This window comes from Agromyces sp. NBRC 114283, from assembly GCF_030268405.1.
Lineage (GTDB): Bacteria > Actinomycetota > Actinomycetes > Actinomycetales > Microbacteriaceae > Agromyces > Agromyces mediolanus.
Map to the genome: position 1 here is coordinate 2,196,194 of NZ_BSQP01000001.1, position 19,483 is coordinate 2,215,676.

The window sequence follows — 19,483 nt, forward strand, 5'->3', positions numbered from 1 at the left end:
CGACCGGAGGGGGACGTATGCCAGGGGGAGCACGCATCGCGAAGGGCGTGGGGATCGCGATCGGGGTGGTCGCGCTGACGGCGGCGGCCGCGGCGACGGTGACCGCTGCGATCGGGGTGCGGTTCGCGCGCAAGGTGGTCACTCCGCCGCTGGAACGCGAGGAGGACGTCCGCATCCTCGGCGTCGACCGCCCGAGGAACGAGATCCTGCTGGCGCCGTCGGACGAAGCGCGGATGGCCGGCCGCTACGGGTTCTGGTTCGACCGCGACGCCGGATACGCCCGACTCGGGGACGTCCTCGACGAAGGCCCGCGCGGCGTCCGGCGGGTCATCGAGTCGATCGACTTCGGCCGCCTCGAGCGCGCGCAGCGCGGGCGGATGAGCGGCTGGTACCACCTGGGTCCGTGGGAGCTCGGCATCCCGTACGAGAACGTCGCGATCCAGACGCCCGTCGGACCGGCGCCCGCCTGGCACGTCCCCGCCGAGGAGCCGGGCGGCGATTGGGTCATCCAGGTGCACGGCTGGGGAGCCCGGCGCCCCGAGGGGCTGCGCGGCGTCGCGCCGGCTCGCGCACAGGGCTGGGACACGCTGCTGATCTCCTACCGGAACGACGGCGAGGCGCCCGCCTCGGGGGACGGCCGCTTCGGCCTCGGCAGCACCGAGTGGCGAGACGTGGAGGCGGCCGTCACCTACGCGAAGGAGCGCGGCGCCCGGCGCATCGTGCTGATGGGCTGGTCGATGGGCGGCGGAACGGTGCTGCAGGCGATGCTCCGCTCGCCGAGCGTCGCCGAGGCGGTGTGCGGCCTCATCCTGGAGTCGCCGGCGGTCGACTGGGCGGACATCCTGCGCTTCCAGGGCACGCTCTACCGCCTGCCGGCGGAGTTCGCCGTCGTCGTCAGCCGGGTGCTGCGCGACCGGCTCGGCTCCGGCCTCGCGGGCCTGGCTGAGCCCATCGACCTCGCCGAGCTCGACGCCGCAGATCGAGCCGACGAACTCGCGGTGCCGATGCTGCTGCTGCACAGCGTCGACGACGGCTTCGTGCCGATCGACGGCTCGCGGCGACTGGCGGAGGCCCGTCCCGACCTCGTGCAGTTCGAGATCTTCGAGGGCGCGCGCCACACTAAGCTGTGGAACGAGGATCCGGAGCGCTGGAGCGCGCTCATCGCGGACTGGCTCGCCGCGCGCTGACCGCCGCCGATCAGGCGCTGCGCTCGGCGACCTGGCGCTTGATCCGCCCGAGCATGCCGGTCATGCCCCGCACCCGCAGCGGGGACACGGCCTGCCCGAGCCCGAGCGACTGCGGGTAGTCGGCCGGGACATCGAGCACCTCCTGCGGGGTGAGCCCGTCGAGCCCCTGCACGAGGATCGAGGCGAAGCCCCGGGTCGTCGGCGACTCCCGCGGCGCGGTCGCGTACAGGTGCACCCGGCCGTCGTCGACCTCGACGAAGAGGTAGACGGGGGACTGGCACTCCTCGACGCGCTCGAGCAGCTCGGGGTGGTCTGCGTAGCGCTCGGGCAGCTCCGGCAGCTCGTTCGAGAACTCGAGCAGGAGCTGGAGGCGGTCCTTCACCTCGAGCGCGAGGAAGTCGTCGCGGGTCTCGGCGAGCCGCTCGGGGAGTGCCGTGTCGTCCATCCCCTCGATTCTCGCACCGATCTGGCGCGCCGCGCCTGGACGGACGAGCGGCCGGCGGGTCAGCGCACGGGCAGCTCGCCTCGCGCCTCGCCCGTGACGATGGGGACGCGCACGGCGCTGCCCCACTCGGTCCACGAACCGTCGTAGTTCCGCACGTGCTCGAAACCGAGCAGGTGCGTGAGCACGAACCACGTGTGGCTCGAGCGCTCGCCGATCCGGCAGTAGGCGACGATCTCGTCGTCGTCCTCGAGGCCGACCTCGTCGCGGTAGATGGCGTCGAGCTCCGAGCGGGAGCGGAACGTGCCGTCGGACGCGGCGGCGCGCGCCCAGGGCACGGACGCCGCCGTCGGGATGTGCCCGGCGCGGAGCGCGCCCTCCTCCGGGTAGGCGGGTGCCGTCGTGCGCTCGCCCGAGTACTCCTCGGGGGAGCGGACGTCGATGAGCGGCCGCCCGAGGTGGGCGAGCACGTCCTCCTTGAAGGCTCGGACGACGGTGTCGTCGCGCTCGACGACCGGGTACTCGACCGGCGTGACCTCGGCCGGCGCCGTGGTGAGCTCGCGGCCCTCGGCGATCCAGAGGTCGCGGCCGCCGTCGAGCAGTCGCACGTCCTCGTGCCCGAAGAGGGTGAACACCCAGAGCGCGTAGGCGGCCCACCAGTTGTTCTTGTCGCCGTAGATGACGACGGTCGAGTCGCGGGCGATGCCCTTCGAGCCCAGCAGGGCGGCGAACTGCTCGCCGTCGAGGTAGTCGCGGACGACGGGGTCGTTGAGCTCCGTGTGCCAGTCGATCTTCACCGCACCGGGGATGTGGCCGGTCTCGTAGAGCAGCACGTCCTCGTCGGACTCGACCACCACGAGACCGGGTTCGCCCAGGCGTTCGGCGAGCCACTCGGTGGAGACGAGCCGCTCCGGGTGGGCGTACTCGGCGAACTTCTCGGCGGGATCGAACGCGACGGACATGCTGGCCTCCTGCGGGCGCCCGGTCGGGCGTGGGGTTCGGGGAGCGGACTAGGCTGGTGGCGAAATCCAACTCGAATCTACGCGGCGCGCCGGTCGAAGTCACAGGGGCCGTCATCGGATGCAACACGGGAGACCCCTGAACATGACCACGGCTGAGGCCAGCACGCTCGTTCGGCTCATCGAGCGGAACCCGACCATCACGGGCGCCGAGATCGCGGCCGCGCTGACCCCGCCGCCCCAGTTCGAGCACGCGTCCTTCGACTCCTACCGTCCCGACCCCGATTTCCCTTCTCAGCAGGCGGCGCTCGCCCGGCTCAAGGAGTTCGCGGGCGCGTGGCGCGCCGCCCAGCGGCCGGGCGGGTTCTTCTCGCGCAAGCGGCCGGCCCGTATCGAGCTGCCCGGCGTCTACCTCGACGGCGGCTTCGGTGTCGGCAAGACCCACCTCCTCGCCGCGCTCTGGCACGTCGCGCATGGCCCGAAGTACTTCGGCACCTTCATCGAGTACACGGCGCTCGTCGGCGCGCTCGGCTACGCGCAGGCGGTCGAGCTGCTCCGCGGGGCGAAGCTCGTCTGCATCGACGAGTTCGAGCTCGACGACCCGGGCGACACGATGCTCATGACCCGCTTCCTCGGCGAGCTGATGGCCGGCGGCACGCGCGTCGCCGCGACGAGCAACACCCCGCCGAACGCGCTCGGCGAGGGCCGCTTCGCCGCGGCCGACTTCCTGCGGGAGATCCACGCCCTTTCCGCCAACTTCGAGACGCTGCGCATCGACGGACTCGACTACCGCCGCCGCGACACCGAGGGGCACGCGGTCGTCGCGGGTGACGACGAGGCGGTCCGGCGCACGGCGGAGGCGCTCGCGGCCAACGGCCACCGCACCTCGCTCGACGGCTTCGACGAGCTCATCGCGCACCTCGCCACCGTCCATCCCTCGAAGTACGTGCGGCTCATCGACGGTGTCGAGGCGATCGCGCTGACCGGCGCGCACGAACTGAACGACCAGAACGCCGCACTGCGGCTCGTCGCCTTCATCGACCGTGTGTACGACGCCGAGGTGCCGCTCATCGCGAGCGGCATCCCGCTCGACGAGGTCTTCGACGCGGAGATGATGGCGGGCGGCTACCGCAAGAAGTACCTCCGCTCGATGAGCCGCATGATCGCGCTGACCTCGGGCGAACTGCCGCCGCACGACTGAGCGCGGCGCCGACCGCGACGAAACCTGCTGTTTACGCGAGCGCTCGCTCCGTAACCGGACCGAAACACGACGAGGCGTCGTTCGAAACCAGCTCTCGTGACACTGGGCCCACTGGATCCCCGGTTGCACCCGAGAGAGGTTTCGAGATGGACCAAGGCAACACTGCGTTCCTGTTGATCGCGGCGGCACTCGTGCTGCTGATGACGCCAGGGCTCGCGTTCTTCTACGGCGGCCTCGTGAAGGCGAAGAGCGTCATCAGCATGATGATGATGAGCTTCGGCGCGATGGGCCTCATCGGCGTGCTCTGGGTGCTCTTCGGCTACGCCATCGCGTTCCCCGCCGCCGAGGGGCTCAGCGCCCCCTGGGCGATCGACTGGTCGGCGCTCGGCTTGCAGAGCCTGCTCGAGACGCCGGAGGGCGCCGCGTTCCCGCCGCTCGCGTTCGTGGCCTTCCAGGCGACCTTCGCGATCCTCACGGTCGCGCTCATCTCGGGGGCGATCGCCGACCGGGCCAAGTTCGGCGCGTGGATGGTGTTCGCCGGCATCTGGGCGGTCGTCGTCTACTTCCCGGTCGCGAGCTGGGTGTTCAACTTCGGTCTGGCCGACGACGGCAGCTTCGCCTACGGCGGCTGGATCACGTACGGCCTGCAGCAGGCCTTCGGCGTCGGGGCGATCGACTTCGCGGGCGGCACCGCCGTGCACATCAACGCGGGCGCCGCGGCCCTCGCCCTCGCGCTCGTCCTCGGCAAGCGCGTCGGGTTCTCGAAGGGCGCCCACGTGCCGCACAACCCGCCGTTCGTGCTCCTCGGCGCCGGGCTCCTCTGGTTCGGCTGGTTCGGCTTCAACGCGGGCTCCGAGCTCGCCGCGGACGGCACCGCCGCCCTCGCCTTCGTGAACACCATCGCCGCCCCGGCCGCCGCGCTCCTCGCCTGGCTCCTCGTCGAGAAGATCAAGGACGGCAAGCCCACCTCGGTCGGCGCCGCCTCGGGTGCGGTCGCAGGCCTCGTGGCGATCACCCCGGCGTGCGCCTCCCTCACCCCGGTGTGGGCGATCGTGCTCGGCCTCGTCGCCGGCGCGGTGTGCGCCGTCGCGATCGACCTGAAGTTCAAGTTCGGTTTCGACGACTCGCTCGACGTCGTCGGCATCCACCTCGTCGGCGGTCTGATCGGCACGCTGTACCTCGGCATCTTCGCGAACGGCACCGGCCTCATCTACAGCGGCGAGCTCACCCAGCTCGCGGTGCAGGCGATCGCGGCGTTCGCGGTGCTGGCGTACTCGTTCGGACTGACCTTCGTCATCGGCTTCGCGATCCAGAAGATCATGGGCTTCCGGGTGCGCAACGAGGACGAGATCGCGGGCATCGACACCGCCGTCCACGGCGAGGACGCCTACAAGCTCGAGCTCGTCTAGCGCGGATCCGCCGCCCGAGGGCGGTGGGGTAGTGTGCCGGTGTGTCAGACACCAGCCGCTTCCTCACCGCCCTCGTTCGCGCCATCGGACAGGTGTTCCGAACGAGCGGTCAGGCGCGCACCGGCGGGGCGGGCGCCCCGTCGCGGGCGGCCCGCGCGAGCGGTGCATCCGGCCGGGGCGGCACCGCGACCGACACGCTGTCGCCGGGCCAGTCGGGTGCGTTCGCGACGGAGGAGATCGATCCTCGTGGCCTCGGTCGCGTCGCGCTGAGCTACGCCCCGACGCCGGACGGCGAGCCGGACCCCGGGGAGATCGTCTGGACGTGGGTGCCGTTCGAAGAGCACGACGGCCGGGGCAAGGACCGGCCGGTCGTGATCGTCGCCGCCGGCGAGGGGGATCGCTTCCTGGCCGTGCAGCTCACGAGCAAGGGCCGACCGGGGGATCGCGACTACCTGGGGCTCGGCACCGGGCCGTGGGACGCCGAGGGCCGGCCGAGCTGGGTGCGGCTCGATCGGGTCTTCCTCGTGCACGGCGACGGGATGCGCCGGGAGGCCGCCTCGCTCGACGAGGAGCGGTACCGGCTCGTGGCCGAGGCGCTGCGCACCCGCTACGGCTGGCGCTGACGGCGGTGCCGCACCGCGCGGCCTGCACCCGAGAACGACGAAGCCCCCAGCGTGTGCCGGGGGCTTCTCTGGTGGGCGATGCCGGGCTCGAACCGACGACCTCTTCCGTGTGAAGGAAGCGCGCTACCAGCTGCGCCAATCGCCCAATGGGATTCGGGCACGAACGCGTCGTGCCGCGGGTTCGATAGTAGCCGACGCCGAAGGGTGAATGCACATCGGGCGGACGGGCCTCGGATCCCGGGCGTGTCGGGCTCGGCGTCGCCGCTCCGAACGGAGCTCGAAACAGGCTCGACACGCCCGGGTTGCACGGCCGGATTCCAGCGCTGACCTGGCCGAACACTGGGGGAGCCATCCTCGGTTTGTGAATCGTTCACCCTTTCGGTTACAGTTTCTGTGTTGCCGGAAACGGCGACAACGCGGATGTGGCGCAGTTGGTAGCGCATCACCTTGCCAAGGTGAGGGTCGCGAGTTCGAGTCTCGTCATCCGCTCTGATCAGAATCGGGCGAAAGCCCGTTTCTGGTTTCTGGTGGTGAACCCAGACACGGTGGATTGGCCGAGAGGCGAGGCAGCGGCCTGCAAAGCCGTATACACGGGTTCGAATCCCGTATCCACCTCCAAGCCGAAACCTTTCGACTTGACACGGGCGATTGGCGCAGCGGTAGCGCGCTTCCCTGACACGGAAGAGGTCACTGGTTCGATCCCAGTATCGCCCACCACAGTAACGCCCCGGCAGACGCCGGGGCGTTCGTCGTTTCCGCGGCCGCCATGGTCGCCGGCGAGGCGCCGCGAGCACCCCCGCGCGGCGCGACGACGCCCGGCACGCGACTACAGTTGAGAGGCGGCGCGATGAGCGAGCTCCTCGCGCCGCGACATCCGGATATCGACGATCCCGGACCGCGGCGGGCGGGACGCCCGAGCGGCGGCCGGATCCAGCTGCATGGGAGTGGACCAGGTGACCGACGGCTTCGAGCTCTTCACCGACCGTTCCGTTGTCGCGATGCGCGTCAACGGCGAGCTCAAGGACCTGGCCACGACGGTCACGGAGACCGACGTCGTCGAGCCGGTCACGATCGACTCGCCCGACGGGCTGAACATCCTCCGGCACTCGACGGCCCACGTGCTCGCCCAGGCGGTGCAGAACGTGAACCCCGAGGCAAAGCTCGGCATCGGCCCGCCCGTCACCGACGGCTTCTACTACGACTTCGACGTCGCCGAGGCGTTCAGCACCGACGATCTGAAGGCGCTCGACAAGGAGATGTCGCGCATCGTCCGCGCCGGCCAGCGCTTCGTGCGCCGGGTCGTGAGCGACGACGAGGCCCGCGCCGAGCTCGCGCACGAGCCGTACAAGCTCGAACTCATCGGGCTGAAGGGCAGCTCCTCGACCGGCGACGACAACGAGAACGTCGAGGTCGGCGGCGGCGAGCTGACGATCTACGACAACGTCGACCCGAAGACCGGCGAGGTCGCCTGGAAGGACCTCTGCCGCGGGCCGCACCTGCCGAACACCCGCATGATCGGCAACGGCTGGGCGCTCATGCGCGTCGCCGGCGCGTACTGGCGGGGGAGCGAGAAGAACCCGCAGCTGCAGCGCATCTACGGCACCGCGTGGCCGACGAAGGACGAGCTGCGCGCCTACCAGCACCGCCTCGAGGAGGCCGCGAAGCGCGACCACCGCAAGCTCGGCAAGGAGCTCGACCTGTTCAGCTTCCCCGACGAGATCGGCTCGGGGCTCTCGGTGTGGCACCCGAAGGGCGGCATCATCCGCGGCGAGATGGAGCAGCACGCCCGTCGTCGGCACATCGAGGGCGGCTACACCTACGTGTACACGCCGCACATCTCGAAGGAGGACCTCTTCCTCCAGTCGAACCACCTCGTGACGTACCGCGAGGGCATGTTCCCACCGATCGTCATGGACGAGGAGCGCGACGACGAGGGCAACATCACGAAGCAGGGCCAGGACTACTACCTGAAGCCCATGAACTGCCCGATGCACATCCTCATCTACAAGGAGCGCGCGCGCAGCTACCGCGATCTGCCGATGCGCCTGGCCGAGAACGGCACGGTGTACCGCAACGAACTCTCGGGCGCGCTGCACGGGCTCACCCGCGTGCGCGGCTTCACCCAGGACGACTCGCACCTCTTCGTGACGCCCGAGCAGCTCGAGGCCGAGGCGACCCGCGTGCTCGAGTTCGTCATCTCGATGCTGCGCGACTTCGGTCTCGAGGACTTCGAGCTCGAGCTCTCGATGCGCGACGACGAGAAGTCCAAGTGGATCGGCTCGGACGAGTTCTGGGAGTACTCCACGAACGCCCTGCGCAACGTCGCGGTCGCGAGCGGGCTGAAGCTCACCGAGGTCCCCGGCGAGGCGGCGTTCTACGGCCCGAAGATCGACCTGAAGACCCGTGACGCGATCGGCCGCACCTGGCAGCTCTCGACCGTCCAGGTCGACCCGAACCTGCCCGAGCGCTTCGAGCTGGAGTACACCGGCTCGGACGGCGAGAAGCACCGCCCCATCATGATCCACCGGGCGCTGTTCGGCTCGATCGAGCGCTTCTTCGCCATCCTGCTCGAGCACTACGCGGGCGTGTTCCCGGTCTGGCTCGCCCCCGTGCAGGTGGTCGGCATCCCGGTCGCCGACGAGTTCGCGCCCTACCTCGGCGAGATCGTCGAGCGACTGCGGGCGGCGGGCGTGCGGGCCGAGCTCGACACGAGCGACGACCGCATGCAGAAGAAGATCCGCACGCACACCACGCAGAAGATCCCCTTCCAGCTCATCGCGGGCGAGAACGACCGCTCCGCGGGCACGGTGAGCTTCCGCTTCCGCGACGGCACCCAGGAGAACGGCGTCGCGGTCGACGAGGCGATCGAGCACGTGCTCGCGTCGATCCGCGACCACCGCCAGGTCACGAGCAGGGACGACCTGTTCGGATGACCGGGGCGCCCGACGAGGAGCTGCGCGTGCAGTCGTCCGAGGAGTTCGCGGCGGCGCCCGACGCGTTCCAGCGGCTCTGGACGCCCCACCGGATGGTCTACATCCAGCAGGGTGAACCGGAGACGCACGAGTGCCCGTTCTGCCGCGCGCCCGAGCGCAGCGACGAGGACGCCCTCATCGTCGCGCGCGGGCGCACGGCCTACGCCCTGCTGAACCTCTACCCGTACAACAGCGGCCATCTGCTCGTCTGCCCGTACCGGCACATCGCCACCTACGATCAGGCGACCCCGGAAGAGGTCGCCGAGATCGGCGAGCTCACGCAGACGGCGATGCGGGTCGTCCGCGCCGTCTCGCGCTGCGACGGGTTCAACCTGGGCATGAACCAGGGGCGCATCGCCGGGGCCGGAATCTCGGAGCACCTGCACCAGCACGTGGTGCCGCGCTGGGCCTCTGACTCGAACTTCTTCCCGATCATCGCCGGCACGAAGGCGCTGCCGCAGCTCCTCGGCGAGGTGCGCCGTACGATCGCGGAGGCCTGGCCCGCCACGGCCTGAGCCGGCACCCTCGGGACCGGGGACCCAGACTCAGATCCAGCCCTGCTGCCAAGCCTTCTCGGCGGCCTCGTGCCGCGACGCCGCGTCCAGCTTGGTCATGGCGGAGGAGAGATAGTTCCGCACGGTCCCCTGGGCGAGGTGCAGGCGCTCGGCGATCTGCTGCACGCTGAGCGTCGAGCGGCTGTGCCGCAGCGCGTCCAGCTCGCGGTCGGTGAGCGGGCAGCGTTCGGCCGTGAGCGCCGCCGCCGCGATCTCGGGATCGATGTACCGGCGCCCGGCGGCGACGTCGCGGATGACGTCGGCGAGACTCTCTGCCGGCGTCGACTTCGGCACGAAACCGGACACCCGTGCAGCGAGCGCGCGGCGGAGCACGCCGGGCCGGGCGTGCCGGGTGACGATGACGACGCGGGTCGGCACGGTCGCGAGGATGCGCGCGGCGGCCTCGACGCCGTCGGCCTCGGGCATCTCGAGGTCGAGCAGGCACACGTCGGGTCGCGTCGCGACCGCCTGCGTCACCGCGGAGGTGCCGGTGTCGGCGCTCGCGACGATCTCGATGTCCGGTTCGAGGTCGAGCAGTGCGACGAGTGCACCGCGGATCAGGTGCTCGTCGTCGGCGACGAGGAGGCGGATCGGCGGCGCGGCGGGATCGCGGCGGCTCACGCGGGCACCCCGGCGGACATCGGGACGCTCGCCACGACCTGGAACGTGCCGGCTGCGGCATCCGCCTCGGTGCTGAACGTCCCGCCGATCGTGGTCAGGCGCTCGCGGAGGCCGTCCAGCCCGCTGCCGGGGCCCTGATCGGGCCGTTGCGCCGGAAGCGCGGGTGCGGCGACGCCGTCGTTCGTGATCCGCAGCTCGCAGCGCTCACCGCTCGTCGCGAGCTCGATCGTGACCGTGCGCGCCTCGCTGTGCCGCAGGATGTTCGTCGTCGCCTCGCGGACCACCGAGCCGAGCGCGCGCTGCACCTCGTGGCCGCTCGGCACCGGGCCGAGCCGGAGCGTGCAGACGGCGCCGGAGGCGGCGAGCACCTCGCGCGCGTTCTCGAGCTCCTCGTCGAAGGCGACCTGGCGGTAGCCCGCCACGAGCGAGCGGGTCTCCTCGAGCGCCTCCTTCGCGATCAGGCGCACCTCGTGGACGAGTGCGCGAGCGCGCTCGGGGTCCCGCTCGAGGAGCCGTTCGGCGAGCTCGGACTTCAGCGAGATCACCTGCAAGTGGTGGCCCTGGATGTCGTGGAGGTCGGAGGCGAAGCGGAGGCGTTCCTGGGTGACGGCGAGCTCGCCGGCGGTGCGGCGATTCCGATCCAGCCGGACGACGACCTCCCACCACCAGATGCTCGCGAGGGCCATGACCGGGAGCATGACCGCGAAGAAGCCGATCATCCAGGCGGTGGACTGCTCCCGGGCCGTCTCGGCACCGCCGTGCAGTGCGACCGAGGCGAGCGCATGCGCCGCGGTGAGTGCAGCGCCACCCGCGAGCAGGAGGCCGCGACGCGGCCTCGGCAGCAGCGGCGCGACGAGCGTCAGCGCGGCCCAGAGCGGCATCGCGCTGGTGAGCGCCAGGCCGGGAGCGAGGAGCCCGAGCGCCCAGACGAGCGCCGCGGGGAGGAGTAGGGTGACGGTCCAGGCCGGGTGTGGAAGTCCGCCGCCGCGGCCGACGCGCAGGAACCAGCAGTAGCGGAGCTGCGCCGCGGTGGCGAGGAGCTGCAGCAGCAGGACCGCGAGGACGAGCGGGGTCCGTTCCGCGAGGTAGGCCTCGAAGAGCGTGAGTCCGACGATGAGATCGAAGAAGCCGTAGAAGAACACGATCGACACGAGCGTGTAGAGCCAGGTCGCGCGGACGCTGCGTGCGGGTTCGGGGGGCATGGCCCCGAGCCTATGGCAGTGACATTTGTCATGTCCGGGCGAGCGGAATCCCACGGCGTTCGCTGACGTCGCGGCACTGCCGCGGCGCGAGCGGGGCCGCGAGGCTGGAGGCATCCCGCTGCGGCTCGCAGCGGTGACCAGCACTCTCGAAAGGCCCGACATGATCGACGCGCTCCAGGACTTCGCCGGCTCCCTCCCTGCCTACCTCCAGTGGCTCGGGGTGATGCTCATCGCGGCGATCCCGTTCGTGGAGTCCTACTTCGGCTCGGTCGTGGGGGTGCTGATCGGACTGCCGCCGGCGGTCGCGATCGGCGTGGCCGTCATCGGCAACGTGGTGTCGATGCTGATCTTCGTGCTGACCGCGCACGGGGTGCGCTCGAAGGTCGTCGCCGGGAAGCAGCAGGCTCCTGAGGAGTCGCCGCGTCGCGAGAAGCTGCGCCGCGCCTTTGACAAGTACGGGGTGGCGGGCGTCAGCATCGTCGGACAGACGATCCTGCCGAGCCAGATCACCTCCGCGGCGATGGTCTCCTTCGGGGCCAGCCGAAACGCCGTCATCTTCTGGCAGATCGTCTCGATCGTGCTCTGGGGCGTTGTCTTCGGCATCCTCGCGACGCTCGGGGTCTCCCTCGTGCGCTGAGGCATCGCCCGGAGACGACGGATGCCCCGGCGGGATCGACCCGCCGGGGCATCCGTCGTCCGTGGCGGCTCAGCGCACCTGGCGCACCGAGAACTGCATGGCGGGGTTCGCGTAGTCCTCCTGCGACTCGACGAGCTGGAGCTCGCGCTCACCCGAGCGGTGCGTGCGCTCCAGGAGGCCGAACACGCTCGACGTCGTGCGCGCGAGCGCGTCCGCGGCGTCGCCGGTGCTGCGGTAGTGCGCGGTGAAGAGGGCGGCGGTGACGTCGCCCGATCCGTTCGCCTTGAGCGGCAGGAGCGGGGTCTGCACGATCCACGCGCCGTGCTCGTCGACGGCGAGCATCTCGATCGTGCCGGGTTCGCGGTCGGGGCGCTCGACGCTCGTCACGAGGACGGTTCGGGGCCCGGTCGCGCGGATGCGGTCGACCGCGTCGAGCGTCGACTCGAGGGTGTCGGGCTCCGTGTCCGTGAGGAAGCCGAGCTCGAACTGGTTCGGGGTGATCAGGTCGGCGGCGGGCACCACGCGATCGCGGAGCAGCACGGGGATCGCGGGTGCCACGAAGCAGCCCGACTTCGCGTTGCCCATGACCGGGTCGCAGGAGTAGATGGCCTCGGGATTGGCGGCCTTCACCTTCGCGACGGCCTCGAGGATGACGTCGGCGATGCCCTCGCCGCCCTGGTAGCCGGAGAGCACCACGTCGATCTGGGGGAGCACCCCGCGGTCCTCGATGCCGGCGATGACCTCGCGCACGTCGTCGGGGGCGATGAGGGGGCCGCGCCAGGCGCCGTAGCCGGTGTGGTTGGAGAAGTTCACCGTGTAGACCGGGAGGACCTCGACGCCGATGCGCTGCAGGGGGAAGACGGCGGCCGAGTTGCCCACGTGGCCGTAGGCGACCGCCGACTGGATCGAGAGGATCTTCATCCGACGATCATCCCACTTCGGCGAGGCGGGACGCGTCGAGTGGACCGCTCGCGCCCCGCGCCGCCCGGACCGACGCGCCGAGATCGCCGGCGAGTCGGCGCAGCTCCTCGTCGTCGAGCTCGTGGACCGTGAGGCGCAGCCGTTCGGGCGGCGCGCCGCCCGCGAGGGCGAACTCGTCGCCCGGCCGGGCGAGCCAGCCGCGGCGCATGAGCTGCTCGGTGACCGCCCGCGCGGGGGCGCCGAGGGCCACCCAGACGTTCAGGCCGTCACCGGGCTCGGCAGCGATCCCCTCCTCGGCGAGCTGTGCGGCGAAGGCTCGGTTGCGCTCCGCGTAGTGCGCGCCGGCGGCGTGGATGCCCGCCTCGACCGCGGGGTCGGTCGCGAGGGCGTGCACCAGCCGCTGGAGGAGGTGGCTCACCCAGGTGGTGCCGGGGGTGAGCCGCATGGCGAGCCGCTCGGCGGTCTCGGGGTCGGCGGCGGTGACGGCGAGGCACATGTCGGGGCCGAGGAACTTCGAGACGGAGCGGACGAGCGCCCAGCGCCGGTGCTCGGGGCCGATCAGCGAGTGGAAGGGCCGTTGCGAGAGCAGCGAGTAGTGGTCGTCCTCGATGACGAGCACGTAGGGGTGCTCGGCGAGTACCGTGCGCAGCTCGGCGGCGCGGCGCGCGCTGAGGCTCGCGCCCGTGGGGTTCTGCGCCCGCGGCGTGCAGATGACCGCGCGGACGCCCTGCTCGAGCGCGGCGCGGAGCCCGTCCACGGTCATGCCCTCCGCGTCGACCGGCACGGCGACCGGGCGGTAGCCGGCGACGCGGACCGTGTGGATGCTGGTGAGGAAGCACGGGTCCTCGAGCGCCACCGCGTCGTCGCGGGTGAGCGCCTGGGCGAGGAGCCGTTCGACGGCGTCGGCCGCCCCGGAGGTCACGGTGAGCTGCAGGGGCAGGCCCGGCGGCAGGTCGTGCCGCATCCAGTCGTCGGCCCAGCGCTCGAGACCGGGGTCGATGACCGGCTCGCCGTAGAGCACCGGGCGCCGGGCGATGCCGGCGAGGGCGCGGGAGGGATCGGGGATGCGGGCGGGGTCGGGGTTGCCGGTGCCGATGTCGCGGAGCGCGGTGTCCGCGGCGAAGCCCTCCTGCGGGACCGGCGCGCCGCCGGCGACCCGCGTCCCCGCGCGGCCCCGGGTGACGACGAGTCCGGAGGCGCCGAGCAGGCGGTAGGCGGCGACGGCGGTGTTCCGGTTCACGCCGAGCTGCTCGGCGAGGGAACGGACCGGGGGCAGCGCGTCACCGGGCCGGAGCCGGCCGCGCTCGATGAGCGCCCGCAGGCTGTCGGCGATCTCGGCGGCCGAACGCCCTTCGATCTCGGCGATCACGTCATGGTCCTTCCTCGTGTCCACGACCATGCTACATTTTGGCCTAGGACAATGATTCCGTTGGTCTGTTTCGAAGCGCGAGGTGGGCTCGTGCTCGATCGAGAGGATTCCCTGTGACGGTACCCGAGACGGGCTCGAGCCGCGTGAAGCGCGGCCTCGCCGAGATGCTGAAGGGCGGCGTCATCATGGACGTCGTCACCCCCGAGCAGGCGCGCATCGCCGAGGATGCCGGCGCCGTCGCCGTCATGGCGCTCGAGCGCGTGCCCGCCGACATCCGCGCCCAGGGCGGCGTCGCCCGCATGAGCGACCCCGACCTGATCGAGGCGATCATCGCCGAGGTCTCGATCCCGGTGATGGCGAAGGCGCGCATCGGCCACTTCGTCGAGGCCCAGGTGCTGCAGGCGCTCGACGTCGACTACATCGACGAGTCCGAGGTGCTCTCGCCCGCCGACTACGTGAACCACATCGACAAGTGGCAGTTCACCGTGCCGTTCGTCTGCGGTGCCACGAACCTCGGCGAGGCGCTCCGCCGCATCAACGAGGGCGCCGCCATGATCCGCTCGAAGGGCGAGGCCGGCACCGGCGACGTCTCGGAGGCGACGAAGCACATCCGCAAGATCACGAGCGAGGTCAACGCGCTGAAGTCGATGACGCGCGACGAGCTCTACGTCGCGGCGAAGGAGCTGCAGGCGCCGTACGAGCTCGTGCTCGAGGTCGCCGAGACCGGCAAGCTGCCCGTCGTGCTCTTCACCGCGGGCGGCGTCGCGACGCCGGCCGACGCGGCGATGATGATGCAGCTCGGTGCCGACGGCGTCTTCGTCGGCTCCGGCATCTTCAAGTCGGGCAACCCCGAGCAGCGCGCCGCGGCGATCGTGAAGGCCACGACGTTCTACGACGATGCATCCGTCATCGCCGACGTCTCGCGCGGCCTCGGCGAGGCCATGGTCGGCATCAACGTCGGCGACCTGCCCGCCCCCCACCGGCTCGCCGAGCGCGGCTGGTGACGACCACCCTCCGCGAGGAGTCGCTCGACGCGGGGTCCGGCGCCACCGGGCCCCGCGTGGGCGTCCTCGCCCTGCAGGGCGACTTCCGCGAGCACGCCCGCGTGCTCGCCGGGCTCGGCGCCCGGGTGACGCTCGTGCGGCGCCCGGCCGAGCTCGCCGAGGTCGACGGCCTCGTCATCCCCGGCGGCGAATCGAGCGTCATCGACAAGCTCGCGCGCACCTTCGGGCTCGCCGAGCCGCTCATCGCGGCCATCCGGGGCGGGATGCCGGTCTACGGCACCTGCGCCGGGCTCATCATGCTCGCCGACACCGTGCTCGACGCGAGCCCCGGCCAGCGCTCCTTCGGCGGGCTCGACATCGTGGTGCGCCGCAACGCCTTCGGCTCGCAGAACCAGTCGTTCGAGACGGAGCTCGACGTGCCCGAGCTCGGCGGAGCGCCCGTGCACGCCGCGTTCATCCGCGGTCCGGTGGTCGAGTCGCTCGGGCCGCTCGCGACGCCGCTCGCCGCACTCGCCGACGGCCGGGTCGTCGCCGTGCGCCAGGGCGCGCTCCTCGGTACGAGCTTCCACCCGGAGATCACGGGGGAGCACCGCTTCCACGAGTACTTCCTCGGGATGGTCCGCGCGCGCTAGCGTCGCCGTATGGGCACCTGGATCGCACTCCTGCGCGGCGTCAACGTCGGCGGGATCACCATCCGCTCGGCGGAGCTCCGCGACTGCTTCGCGGAGCTCGGCTTCGAGCAGGTCCGCACGGTGCTCGCGAGCGGCAACGTGGCCTTCGAGGCCGACGCGGAGGGCGCCGCGGCGGAGCGACGGCTGAAGGAGCGGATCGAGGCCGGACTCTCCGAGCGCTTCGGGTACGAGGCCTGGATCGTGCTCTGCTCCCGGGAGCGCTTGGCGGAGATCGTCGAGGCGTTCCCCTTCGACGCGAGCCGCGAGGGCTGGCATCCGTACGTGCTCTTCGCCTCCGACCCGGCGCCGCTCGTCGAACTCCTCGAGGCCGCGCCCTCGCTCGATCCCGCCGACGAGACCATCGCGCCGGGGGAGCAGGTCGTCTATTGGCACTGCCGTCGGGCGGTCGGCATCGACAGTGCGTTCTCCAAGCTCGTCGCGAAGGCTCGCTTCAAGCCGACGACGACGAACCGGAACCTCCGCACGCTGCAGAAGCTGCTGAAGTAGGCGCGCGGTTCCCGGGCCCCGCGGCGACGCTGCCGTAGAATGGGAGGCCGGCGGGCGCCCCCGCCGGGCAATCGATCCAGGAGCAGCATGTCCGGGCATTCCAAGTGGGCCACGACGAAGCACAAGAAGGCCGTCATCGACGCGCGTCGCGCGAAGTCCTTCGCCAAGCTCATCAAGAACATCGAGGTCGCCGCGAAGCTGGGCGGCGCCGACCTGAACGGCAACCCGACCCTGTACGACGCCGTGCAGAAGGCCAAGAAGACCTCGGTGCCGAACGACAACATCGACCGGGCGATCAAGCGCGGTGCGGGTATCGGCGGCGAGGCCGTCGAGTACCAGAGCATCACGTACGAGGCCTACGGCCCTTCCGGCGTCGCCCTCATGGTCGAGGTGCTGACCGACAACAAGAACCGTGCCGCCGCCGAGGTGCGCACGGGACTCAGCCGCAACGGCGGCACGCTCGCCGACCCGGGATCGGTCGCCTACAACTTCACCCGCAAGGGCGTCATCGTCGTCACCGGCGAGGGCACGACCGAGGACGACGTCATGATGGCGGCCCTCGAGGCGGGCGCCGAGGAGATCGAGCCGCACGCCGACGGCTTCGAGGTCATCACCGACCCGTCCGACATGGTCGAGGTGCGCAAGGCGCTGCAGGAGGCGGGGCTCGACTACGAGTCGGCCGACATCGAGTTCGTGCCGAACCTCAAGGTCGAGATCGACGCAGACACCGCGCGCAAGGTCTTCCGATTGATCGACGCGCTCGAGGACAGCGACGACGTGCAGAACGTCTACAGCAACTTCGACCTCACCCCCGAGGTGCAGGCCGAACTCGAGGCGGAGTAGGCCGATCGCCATGCGGGTGCTCGGCATCGACCCCGGGCTCACCCGCTGCGGCGTCGGCGTCGTCGACGTCGAGCCGAACCGGCGCGCACGGCTCGTCGACGTGATCGTCCTGCGCTCGCCCACCGACGCGCCGATCGAGCGCCGGCTCGCACGCATCGCGGACGGCCTCGAGGCCATCTTCGAGGAGCACCGGCCGCAGGCGGTTGCCCTCGAGCGGGTCTTCGCCCGCTCCGACGTCTCGACGATCATGGGCACCGCGCAGATCTCCGGCGTCTCGATGCTCATCGCGGCCAGGCGGGAGCTCCCGGTCGCGCTGCACACGCCGTCCGAGGTGAAGGCCGCGATCACCGGGTACGGGCGTGCCGACAAGAAGCAGGTCGGCGCGATGGTCGCGCGCATCCTCGGGCTCGAGGAGGTGCCGAAGCCGGCGGATGCCGCGGACGCGCTCGCGCTGGCGATCTGCCACGCCTGGCGCACCGGCGGAGTCGCCGGCGCGGCGATCCGGGACGCCTCGGCCGGGCGGGGCGAGCAGGATGCCTCGGGCCTCACGCCGGCGCAGCGCGCATGGCTCGCCGCGGAGCGCTCCGCCGCCGTGTCGGGGGCGGCCCGTAGGGTGAAGGAGTGATCTCCTCCCTCCGCGGGCGCGTGCTCGTCGCCGCCGGCAGCACCCTCGTCATCGACGTCGGCGGCGTCGGCTTCCAGGTCAACACCACCCCGGCGCTCGTCCTCGCCAGCCGGGTCGGCGAGGAGCTCTCCGTGCACACGGTCCTCATCGTCCGCGAAGACTCGCTGACCGTGTTCGGCTTCGGCACCCGCGACGAGCTCGAGGTGTTCGAGCTGCTGGTCGGCGTGAACGGCGTCGGGCCGAAGTCCGCGCTCGGCGTGCTCTCGGTGCTCTCGCCCGACGAGGTCGCCGCAGCGGTGCACCGCGAAGACGACGCGTCCTTCCGCAAGGTCAGCGGCATCGGCCCGAAGACGGCCAAGCTCATCGTCGTCTCCCTCGCCGGCAAGCTGGCCGCGCCCGCCGCACGCGCGGCGAGCGCCCCCGTGGCGAGCGGCAGCATCAGTGACAGCGTGCTCGCCGCCCTCACCGGCCTCGGCTGGTCCGAGAAGGTCGCGGCCGAGGCGCTCGACGAGACGATCCTCGCGGTGAGCGAAGCCGACGCGGCCTCCGTGCCGACGCTGCTGCGGCTGACGCTCGCGCGACTCGGACCGGCGCAACAGGGCGGTCGAGCGCGATGAATCACGACGATCTCGACCTCACCGACCCCGAGCTCGCCTCCGAGGCCGAACTCGCCTTCGAGGGCGCGCTGCGGCCGAAGAGCCTGCAGGAGTTCGTCGGGCAGAGCAAGGTGCGCGGGCAGCTGCAGCTGCTCCTCACGGCCGCCCAGCTGCAGCAGCGCACGCCCGACCACATCCTGCTGGCGGGGCCGCCCGGACTCGGCAAGACAACGCTCGCGATGATCGTCGCCCACGAGGGCGGCCGGCCGCTGCGCATGTCGAGCGGGCCGGCCATCCAGCACGCCGGCGATCTCGCGGCGATCCTCAGCTCCTTGGTACCCGGCGAAGTGCTCTTCATCGACGAGATCCACCGCATGGCGCGCTCGGCCGAGGAGATGCTGTACCTCGCGATGGAGGACTTCCGCATCGACATCATGGTCGGCAAGGGCGCCGGGGCGACCTCGGTGCCGCTCGACCTCGCGCCGTTCACCCTCGTCGGGGCGACGACGCGGGCCGGCCTCCTGCCGAACCCGCTGCGCGACCGCTTCGGCTTCACGGCGCACCTCGAGTTCTACGACCGGGGCGAGCTCGAGCTGGTGCTCGAGCGGGCCGCGCGCATGCTCGGGCTCGACATCGACGGCGAGGCGCTCGCCGAGATCGCCGGCCGCTGCCGCGGCACGCCGCGCATCGCGAACCGGCTGCTCCGCCGTGTCCGCGACTACGCGCTCGTGCACTCCGGCGGTGCGGGTGCCCGCGCCGACCTCGGCGCGGTGCGCGCCGCCCTCGAGCTCTACGACGTCGACGCGCTCGGGCTCGATCGGCTCGACCGCGCGGTCATGACGATCCTGCTCGAGCGCTTCGGCGGAGGACCGGTCGGGCTCAACACCCTGGCTGTCTCGGTCGGCGAGGAGTCCGAGACGATCGAGGCCGTCGTCGAGCCGTTCCTCGTGCGCATCGGGCTCATCACCCGGACCCCGCGGGGGCGGGTCGCGGCCCCCGCCGCATGGCGGCACTTCGGGCTCGCGGAGCACGCGCCGGGCGTCGAGCAGGCACTCCCCATCGATGACCTATAATCCAAGGAGGCTTCGGCCCCCTTGTCTCTGACTTCGCGCGCCGTCGCGCGCACCGGAAGGTTTCCCA

At 71.4% G+C, this 19,483-nt stretch carries 20 protein-coding genes and 4 tRNA genes; 17 read left to right on the top strand and 7 right to left on the bottom strand.

What is annotated here, in order from left to right; genetic code table 11:
- Positions 1–17 precede the first annotated feature (17 nt).
- Complete coding sequence (locus QSJ60_RS10605) at positions 18–1,187, top strand: alpha/beta hydrolase family protein (RefSeq protein WP_285463584.1); 1,170 nt, start codon at positions 18–20, stop codon at positions 1,185–1,187.
- 10 nt (positions 1,188–1,197) lie between these two features.
- Here the strand turns inward: QSJ60_RS10605 and QSJ60_RS10610 are convergent, their stop codons facing one another.
- Positions 1,198–1,632: a SufE family protein gene (locus tag QSJ60_RS10610; protein ID WP_285463585.1), complete on the bottom strand. Its 435-nt coding sequence runs from the start codon at positions 1,630–1,632 to the stop codon at positions 1,198–1,200.
- Between the two features lie 59 nt (positions 1,633–1,691).
- Positions 1,692–2,591, bottom strand: a complete 900-nt coding sequence (locus QSJ60_RS10615; RefSeq protein WP_285463586.1) for a sulfurtransferase — start codon at positions 2,589–2,591, stop codon at positions 1,692–1,694.
- A 142-nt stretch (positions 2,592–2,733) separates the two neighbouring features.
- Here QSJ60_RS10615 and zapE point away from each other — a divergent pair, with 142 nt between their 5' ends.
- The 3 genes from zapE (at position 2,734) to QSJ60_RS10630 (ending at position 5,821) form a co-directional block, all read left to right on the top strand.
- Complete coding sequence (gene zapE / locus QSJ60_RS10620) at positions 2,734–3,789, top strand: cell division protein ZapE (protein ID WP_189084873.1); 1,056 nt, start codon at positions 2,734–2,736, stop codon at positions 3,787–3,789.
- Positions 3,790–3,935: 146 nt separating this feature from the next.
- The gene (locus QSJ60_RS10625; RefSeq protein ID WP_189084874.1) at positions 3,936–5,198 is read left to right on the top strand and encodes an ammonium transporter; all 1,263 of its coding nucleotides are present in this window, start codon (positions 3,936–3,938) and stop codon (positions 5,196–5,198) included.
- 41 nt (positions 5,199–5,239) lie between these two features.
- Positions 5,240–5,821 (top strand): type II toxin-antitoxin system PemK/MazF family toxin, encoded by a 582-nt coding sequence (locus QSJ60_RS10630; protein WP_285463587.1) that lies wholly within the window; start codon positions 5,240–5,242, stop codon positions 5,819–5,821.
- A 69-nt stretch (positions 5,822–5,890) separates the two neighbouring features.
- Here QSJ60_RS10630 and QSJ60_RS10635 read toward each other — a convergent pair.
- Positions 5,891–5,966, bottom strand: a tRNA-Val gene (locus tag QSJ60_RS10635).
- A 271-nt stretch (positions 5,967–6,237) separates the two neighbouring features.
- Here QSJ60_RS10635 and QSJ60_RS10640 point away from each other — a divergent pair.
- From QSJ60_RS10640 to QSJ60_RS10660, 5 genes are all read left to right on the top strand, one after another.
- A tRNA-Gly gene (locus tag QSJ60_RS10640) sits at positions 6,238–6,310 on the top strand.
- A gap of 55 nt (positions 6,311–6,365) precedes the next feature.
- A tRNA-Cys gene (locus QSJ60_RS10645) sits at positions 6,366–6,439 on the top strand.
- A gap of 24 nt (positions 6,440–6,463) precedes the next feature.
- Positions 6,464–6,538, top strand: a tRNA-Val gene (locus QSJ60_RS10650).
- A 221-nt stretch (positions 6,539–6,759) separates the two neighbouring features.
- Positions 6,760–8,754 carry a threonine--tRNA ligase gene (gene thrS, locus QSJ60_RS10655; RefSeq protein ID WP_285463588.1) on the top strand — a complete coding sequence of 665 codons (1,995 nt, stop codon included), beginning with the start codon at positions 6,760–6,762 and terminating at the stop codon, positions 8,752–8,754.
- Complete coding sequence (locus QSJ60_RS10660; protein WP_285463589.1) at positions 8,751–9,308, top strand: HIT family protein; 558 nt, start codon at positions 8,751–8,753, stop codon at positions 9,306–9,308. Before thrS ends, QSJ60_RS10660 begins: the two co-directional genes overlap by 4 nt.
- A gap of 30 nt (positions 9,309–9,338) precedes the next feature.
- Here the strand turns inward: QSJ60_RS10660 and QSJ60_RS10665 are convergent, their stop codons facing one another.
- The gene (locus QSJ60_RS10665; protein ID WP_229781603.1) at positions 9,339–9,968 is read right to left on the bottom strand and encodes a response regulator transcription factor; all 630 of its coding nucleotides are present in this window, start codon (positions 9,966–9,968) and stop codon (positions 9,339–9,341) included.
- A complete protein-coding gene (locus QSJ60_RS10670; protein ID WP_230763341.1) occupies positions 9,965–11,170 on the bottom strand; it encodes a sensor histidine kinase in 1,206 nt (401 codons plus the stop codon). The genes QSJ60_RS10665 and QSJ60_RS10670 overlap by 4 nt, the downstream gene beginning before the upstream one ends.
- A gap of 160 nt (positions 11,171–11,330) precedes the next feature.
- Between QSJ60_RS10670 and QSJ60_RS10675 the strand changes: the two genes are divergently transcribed.
- Positions 11,331–11,807, top strand: a complete 477-nt coding sequence (locus QSJ60_RS10675; protein WP_285463590.1) for a hypothetical protein — start codon at positions 11,331–11,333, stop codon at positions 11,805–11,807.
- A gap of 69 nt (positions 11,808–11,876) precedes the next feature.
- Here QSJ60_RS10675 and pdxY read toward each other — a convergent pair whose 3' ends face one another.
- Positions 11,877–12,728: a pyridoxal kinase PdxY gene (gene pdxY, locus QSJ60_RS10680; RefSeq protein WP_285463591.1), complete on the bottom strand. Its 852-nt coding sequence runs from the start codon at positions 12,726–12,728 to the stop codon at positions 11,877–11,879.
- Between the two features lie 7 nt (positions 12,729–12,735).
- A complete protein-coding gene (locus QSJ60_RS10685; RefSeq protein WP_285463592.1) occupies positions 12,736–14,127 on the bottom strand; it encodes an aminotransferase class I/II-fold pyridoxal phosphate-dependent enzyme in 1,392 nt (463 codons plus the stop codon).
- Positions 14,128–14,210: 83 nt separating this feature from the next.
- Here QSJ60_RS10685 and pdxS point away from each other — a divergent pair, with 83 nt between their 5' ends.
- From pdxS to ruvB, 7 genes are all read left to right on the top strand, one after another.
- Positions 14,211–15,101: a pyridoxal 5'-phosphate synthase lyase subunit PdxS gene (gene pdxS / locus QSJ60_RS10690; protein WP_279399732.1), complete on the top strand. Its 891-nt coding sequence runs from the start codon at positions 14,211–14,213 to the stop codon at positions 15,099–15,101.
- Positions 15,098–15,733: a pyridoxal 5'-phosphate synthase glutaminase subunit PdxT gene (pdxT, locus tag QSJ60_RS10695; RefSeq protein ID WP_285463593.1), complete on the top strand. Its 636-nt coding sequence runs from the start codon at positions 15,098–15,100 to the stop codon at positions 15,731–15,733. Before pdxS ends, pdxT begins: the two co-directional genes overlap by 4 nt.
- A gap of 9 nt (positions 15,734–15,742) precedes the next feature.
- Entirely contained in the window at positions 15,743–16,279 is a 537-nt protein-coding gene (locus QSJ60_RS10700; RefSeq protein ID WP_285463594.1) for a DUF1697 domain-containing protein, read from the top strand.
- Between the two features lie 87 nt (positions 16,280–16,366).
- On the top strand, positions 16,367–17,122 hold the full coding sequence (locus tag QSJ60_RS10705; RefSeq protein WP_230763351.1) for a YebC/PmpR family DNA-binding transcriptional regulator: 756 nt from the start codon (positions 16,367–16,369) through the stop codon (positions 17,120–17,122).
- 10 nt (positions 17,123–17,132) lie between these two features.
- Complete coding sequence (gene ruvC / locus QSJ60_RS10710) at positions 17,133–17,747, top strand: crossover junction endodeoxyribonuclease RuvC (RefSeq protein WP_189084885.1); 615 nt, start codon at positions 17,133–17,135, stop codon at positions 17,745–17,747.
- Positions 17,744–18,364 carry a Holliday junction branch migration protein RuvA gene (ruvA, locus tag QSJ60_RS10715; protein ID WP_285463595.1) on the top strand — a complete coding sequence of 207 codons (621 nt, stop codon included), beginning with the start codon at positions 17,744–17,746 and terminating at the stop codon, positions 18,362–18,364. Before ruvC ends, ruvA begins: the two co-directional genes overlap by 4 nt.
- On the top strand, positions 18,361–19,416 hold the full coding sequence (gene ruvB / locus QSJ60_RS10720) for a Holliday junction branch migration DNA helicase RuvB (protein ID WP_285463596.1): 1,056 nt from the start codon (positions 18,361–18,363) through the stop codon (positions 19,414–19,416). The genes ruvA and ruvB overlap by 4 nt, the downstream gene beginning before the upstream one ends.
- The last annotated feature ends 67 nt before the right edge of the window (positions 19,417–19,483 follow it).